The 5,601-nt window shown below is 54.0% G+C and carries 5 protein-coding genes; all 5 read left to right on the top strand.

Annotated elements, in window-relative coordinates:
- The first annotated feature begins 54 nt into the window (after positions 1 to 54).
- The 5 genes from rpmG to K2H17_RS00185 all read left to right on the top strand — a co-directional run bounded on the left by rpmG (position 55) and on the right by K2H17_RS00185 (position 5,549).
- A complete protein-coding gene (gene rpmG / locus K2H17_RS00205; protein WP_107033239.1) occupies positions 55 to 243 on the top strand; it encodes a 50S ribosomal protein L33 in 189 nt (62 codons plus the stop codon).
- Positions 244 to 254: 11 nt separating this feature from the next.
- Positions 255 to 404, top strand: coding sequence for a DUF4295 domain-containing protein (locus K2H17_RS00200; RefSeq protein WP_123614064.1), 150 nt, complete (start codon positions 255 to 257; stop codon positions 402 to 404).
- Positions 405 to 757: 353 nt separating this feature from the next.
- Positions 758 to 2,692 carry a glycogen debranching enzyme N-terminal domain-containing protein gene (locus tag K2H17_RS00195; RefSeq protein ID WP_300130034.1) on the top strand — a complete coding sequence of 645 codons (1,935 nt, stop codon included), beginning with the start codon at positions 758 to 760 and terminating at the stop codon, positions 2,690 to 2,692.
- Positions 2,693 to 2,705: 13 nt separating this feature from the next.
- Complete coding sequence (locus K2H17_RS00190; protein WP_300130032.1) at positions 2,706 to 3,965, top strand: glycosyltransferase family 4 protein; 1,260 nt, start codon at positions 2,706 to 2,708, stop codon at positions 3,963 to 3,965.
- Between the two features lie 54 nt (positions 3,966 to 4,019).
- Positions 4,020 to 5,549, top strand: a complete 1,530-nt coding sequence (locus K2H17_RS00185) for a glycoside hydrolase family 57 protein (protein ID WP_300130030.1) — start codon at positions 4,020 to 4,022, stop codon at positions 5,547 to 5,549.
- Positions 5,550 to 5,601: the final 52 nt, after the last annotated feature.

Genomic DNA, 5,601 nt, shown 5'->3' with positions numbered 1-5,601 from the left:
CAGCCGCAAAGGGTTATATAACTGAAATCAAATACTTAGACATTTTATAAGAAGATGGCAAAGAAAGCTAAAGGCAACCGCGTTCAGGTCATCCTCGAATGTACCGAACACAAGGCATCGGGCATGCCCGGTACTTCGCGTTACATCACAACCAAGAACCGCAAGAACACCACCGAGCGCCTGGAGTTGAAGAAATACAACCCCATCCTCAAGAAAGTTACCGTTCACAAAGAAATTAAATAATTCACTGACTCATGGCAAAGAAAACCGTTGCATCTCTGCAAAAAGGCGAAGGCCGCACTTACAGCAAGGTCATCAAAGTCGTTAAGTCGGCGAAGACCGGTGCCTACACCTTCCAGGAACAGATGGTTCCCAACGACGCTGTAAAGGACATCCTCAAATAATCAAAGAGGACACTCCTTCAATCACTGAAAAAATATATCGCTTCCGGGCGGATGGTCATCAACACCATCCGTCCGGAAGCCTTTTTTATCACCCCCGACCATCACCCCCGTAACAGCCGCCATACACGAAAAACACCGTCCGAAAAGCAATATAATGTTTAACAACATAGCCCTCCAACACCCTTATAGTCTATTTTAACTTTTTTCACGACAAAATTTGCTTTTATCACGACAATAGGTTAAATTCGTGACTTAAAACAATACCATGCCTTCGGCAGATACCGGCCGGAGAGCATCAATTCTAATATCATCCGTCAGGAATCTAACATCATAATCTATATCTATACCCTTACATGAGCTATCTTAAATTTGATAAAAACCTCATGATTAATCTGGAGCAGTCACTTCCAAAGGAAATGCTCCGCACTAATCAATCAGGGGCATATCATTGTACGACGATAGTGGATTGCAACACCCGCAAGCAACACGGACTTCTCGTTGTCCCGGTCCCCGAACTGGACAACTCATGGCACGTGATGCTCTCGTCGCTCGATGAAACCGTATATCAGCACGGCGTCCCCTTCAACCTCGCGCTTCACCGCTACCGCGGAGGAGTGATGAGTCCCAACGGCCACAAATATATCCGCGAATTTGACTGCGAAAACGTCCCGCGGACAACATATCGTGTAGGCGGTGTGATTCTCACCAAAGAGAAAATTTTCATCTCCAACGAAAACCGCATCCTGATCCGCTACACACTCGTCGAGGCACACTCTCCGACAACACTGCGCTTCCGTCCGGTCCTTGCCTTCCGCAACGCCAACGAACTCTGCATCGCCAACAACGCCCTCGACCCGACAATCCCCGAAATCAACAACGGAGTCTCGGCATGCCTCTACCCCGGCTACCCGACACTCTACATGCAGTTCAGCCACAAGCCCACATGGACCTACGAGCCGAACTGGTATAACGGATTCGAATACGTCAAAGACCTCGAACGCGGAGTCCCCTACTGCGAAGACCTCTGGGTTCCCGGCTACTTCGAAGTCCCCATCAAGAAAGGCGAGTCAATCATCTTCTCCGCCGGACTCAGCGAAGTCTCTCCACGCTCCCTCTCCAAGATGTATGAAAAGGAAATAGCCCAGCGCACCTGCCGCTCATCCTTCTTCAACTGCCTCAAAAACGCCGTGAAGCAGTGCTACCTCAACGACAAAGACAGCATGTATCTCCTCTCAGGCTACCCCTGGGGAAAGATCCTTGCACGCAACACCTTCATGGCACTCCCCGGCGCCACAATCGCCATCAACCACCGCGAAGACTTCGAGAAGATCGCATCCACGGCACTCAAGGCCCTCCGCCACTTCATGACCACCGGCGAGCATGACGCCCGCATCCACGGCATCGACCTCCCCGACATCCCCCTCTGGGCCGTCTGGGCGCTCCAGCAGTATGCCAAAGCCTACGGACGCGAAGACGCAGCCGCAAGATACCTCCCGGAAGTCCGCGAAATCCTCAACTTCATCCTCGCCCAGAAACACCCGCTGCTCAAAGTCGACGGCAACGGAATGGTCACAACCGACGGCACCGGCAAACCGATGTCATGGATGAACGCCTCACTTGGCGGACGTCCGATCATCCCCCGCTCAGGACTCCTCGTCGAATTCAACGCACTCTGGTACAACGCACTCATCTTCGCCTCGAAACTCGCCGAAGGCACCCCCGACGAAACCAAATTCCGCGAAGCCGCCGAAAAGATGGCCGAACCCTTCGTCAGCACCTTCCTCAACGACTACGGCTACCTCTACGACTACGTCAACAACACCTACGCCGATCCCTCCGTGCGCCCCAACATGGCAATCGCGATCGGACTCGATTACAGCCCGCTTGACCGCCGCCAGCGCAAGAGCATCCTCGACATCGTCACCCGCGAACTCCTCACCCCCAAAGGCCTCCGCACCCTCTCGCCCAAGAGCTACGGCTACCGCCCAAGCTACCTCGGATCGCCCGAAGAACGCGAAATGGCCCTCCACAACGGCCCGGCACGCCCCTGGCTCATGGGATTCTACTCCGACGCCTACCTCAAGGTGTTCGGCATGAGCGGTGTCAGCTACATCGACCGAATGCTCATCGGCTTCGAAGACGAAATGTCAAACGGCTGCATCGGCTCACTCTCCCAGCTCTACGACGCCAACCCGCCCTTCACAGGCCGTGGAGCCATCAGCCACGTAACCAACGTAGCCGAAGTGCTCCGGACCCTCACCACACTCAAAAAATTCATAATGGACTAATCATCACACGCCCATGAAAGCCTTAATGTTCGGATGGGAATTTCCCCCTCACATCCTCGGCGGTCTCGGCACTGCCAGCTACGGTCTCACTAAGGGTATGTGGGAGTGTGGCGATATGGACATCACATTTGTCATCCCCAAACCCTTCGGCGACGAAGAAAAACACTTCGCCGACATCATCGGCATGTCGCAGGTCCCCATCGTATGGCGCGACGTCAACCGCGACTACGTCCAGGACCGGATCGGCCACGTAATGAACCCCGATCTCTACTACCGCCTGCGCGACCACATCTACGCCGACTTCAACTACATGCGCACCAATGACCTTGGCTGCATCGAGTTCTCAGGACGCTACCCCGACAACCTCGTCGAAGAGATCAACAACTACTCGATCTGCGCCGGTGTCATCGCCCGCACCATCGACTTCGACATCATTCACTCGCATGACTGGCTGACATACCCCGCCGGAATCCACGCCAAACAGGTGTCAGGCAAACCCCTCGTCATCCACGTCCACGCAACCGAATTCGACCGCTCGCGCGGCAAACCAAACCCGACAGTGTTCGGCATTGAAAAAGACGGCATGAACCACGCCGACCACATCATCACCGTCTCAAACCTCACCCGCGACACCGTCATCAATCACTACGGCATAGACCCCGCCAAAGTCACAACCGTCCACAACGCAGTGACCCCGCTCACCCCCGAACAGCTCAATGTCCCCGAACACAAGAGCAAAGACAAAGTGGTCACCTTCCTCGGACGAATCACCATGCAGAAAGGACCGGAATACTTCGTCGAGACAGCCGCAAAAGTACTCAAGAACAACCCCAACGTCCGCTTCGTCATGGCCGGCAGCGGCGACATGATGAACAAAATGATCCTCCTCGCAGCCGAGCGCGGCATCGCCGACCGCTTCCACTTCCCCGGCTTCCAAAAAGGAGCGCAGGTCTACGAAATGCTCAAAGCCTCCGACGTCTACGTCATGCCATCCGTCTCCGAACCCTTCGGCATCTCACCCCTCGAAGCCATGCAGATGGGAGTCCCCTCCATCATCTCAAAACAGAGCGGCTGTGCCGAAATCCTGACAAACGTCATCAAGACCGACTACTGGGACATCGACGCGATGGCCGACGCCATCAACTCCATTGTGACCTATCCAGCAATGTACGAACAGCTGCGTGAAGACGGCCTCGCCGAAGTCAACCGCATCACATGGGACAAAGCCGGACAAAAAGTGATTGATATATATAACAAGGTGTTAAACAAATAAAGCCGGCGCTCCTCAACCCCAACCGACACGCCGCTTCCAAAACATAAAAAACTCATGAAAGCAATCTGTTTCTACTTTCAGATCCATCAGCCATTCCGTCTGAAAAGATATCGCTTCTTCGACATAGGCAACGACCACTACTATTATGACGACTTCGCCAACGACGACATCGTCAGCCGCATAGCCCACCGGAGCTACATCCCCGCAGCCGAATCACTCCTGCGCATGATCGAAGCCTCCAAAGGAAAATTCAAATGCGCCATCTCCGTAACCGGAACAGCCCTCGAACAGTTCGAACAGTACGTCCCCGAATTCATCGACCTGCTCAAAAAACTCGCCGAGACAGGCTGCGTGGAATTCCTCGCCGAAACATACGCCCACTCACTCTCCTCTCTCGCCGACCCTGACGAATTCATCAACCAGGTAAAAGTCCACGACGAAAAAATCAAGGAACTCTTCGGCCAGACACCCAAAGTGCTCCGCAACACCGAGCTGATTTACAGCGACGAACTCGCACCACTCATCCACAGCATGGGCTACAAAGGCGTGATCACCGAAGGAGCCAAACACATCCTCGGATGGAAATCGCCAAACTACGTTTACAGCGCAGCCTCAGACCCCAAACTGAAAATCCTGCTCAAAAACGACAAACTCAGCGACGACATCTCGGACCGCTTCAGCAACACCTCCTGGGAAGACTACCCCCTCACAGCCGACAAATACATCGACTGGATCGCATCCACCCCAGCCGAAGAACAGATCATCAACCTCTTCATGAACCTCGAAGTCTTCGGAGACTTCCAGCCCCGTGAGACAGGCATCTTCCAATTCCTCGAAGCCCTTCCCCGCTTCGCCGAAGAACGCGGCATCGACTTCTGGACTCCATCCACAGCCGTCAGCAAACTCAAACCCGTCGCCGAACTCTCCATCCTCCACCCCATCTCATGGGCCGACGAAGCACGCGACACCTCGGCATGGCTCGGCAACAAACTCCAGAACGAAGCCTTCCAGAAACTCTACTCCGTCAGCGAACGCGTACGCCTCTGCCAGGACCGCCGACTCAAACAGGACTGGTACTACCTCCAGGCCGCCGACCACTTCTTCTACATGTCAACCAAAAACATGCACGACGGCTCGGTACACTCACAGTTCTCACCCTACGACACCCCCTTCGACGCCTTCACCAACTACATGAACGTCCTCGCCGACTTCATCGTCCGCGTCGAAGAACAATATCCCATGTCAATCGACAACGAAGAACTCAGCTCACTCCTGACCACCATCCGCAACCAGGAACGCGAAATCGAAGTGCTCAACAAAGAAGCCGAATCAATGCGTAAAAACATCGAACACTTCAACGAAGAACACCTCCTCCGCGAAAAAGCAGCCAAGGCAGAAGCCGAAGCCAAACCCGCAGCCAAAGCCAGAAAAGCCTGCAAACCCAAAGCAGAGAAAGCCGAAAAGCCCAAAGCTGAAAAAGCGGCAAAACCCAAGGCCGAAAAAGCAGCAAAGCCCAAGGCCCCCAAAGCAGCCCCGGCACCTGAGGCAGCAGCACCCGAAGCCGAAGCCCCCAAAGCCGAATAATCCTAACCTCGAATAACCCCAAAGCTGAATAATCTCCTGAAATCGAATAATC

The sequence above is a fragment of the Duncaniella sp. genome (assembly GCF_029054785.1).
In the GTDB taxonomy this organism is placed as follows: domain Bacteria; phylum Bacteroidota; class Bacteroidia; order Bacteroidales; family Muribaculaceae; genus Duncaniella.
Note: the sequence above shows the minus strand (reverse complement) of the source record. Positions and strands in the feature narration are given on the sequence as shown.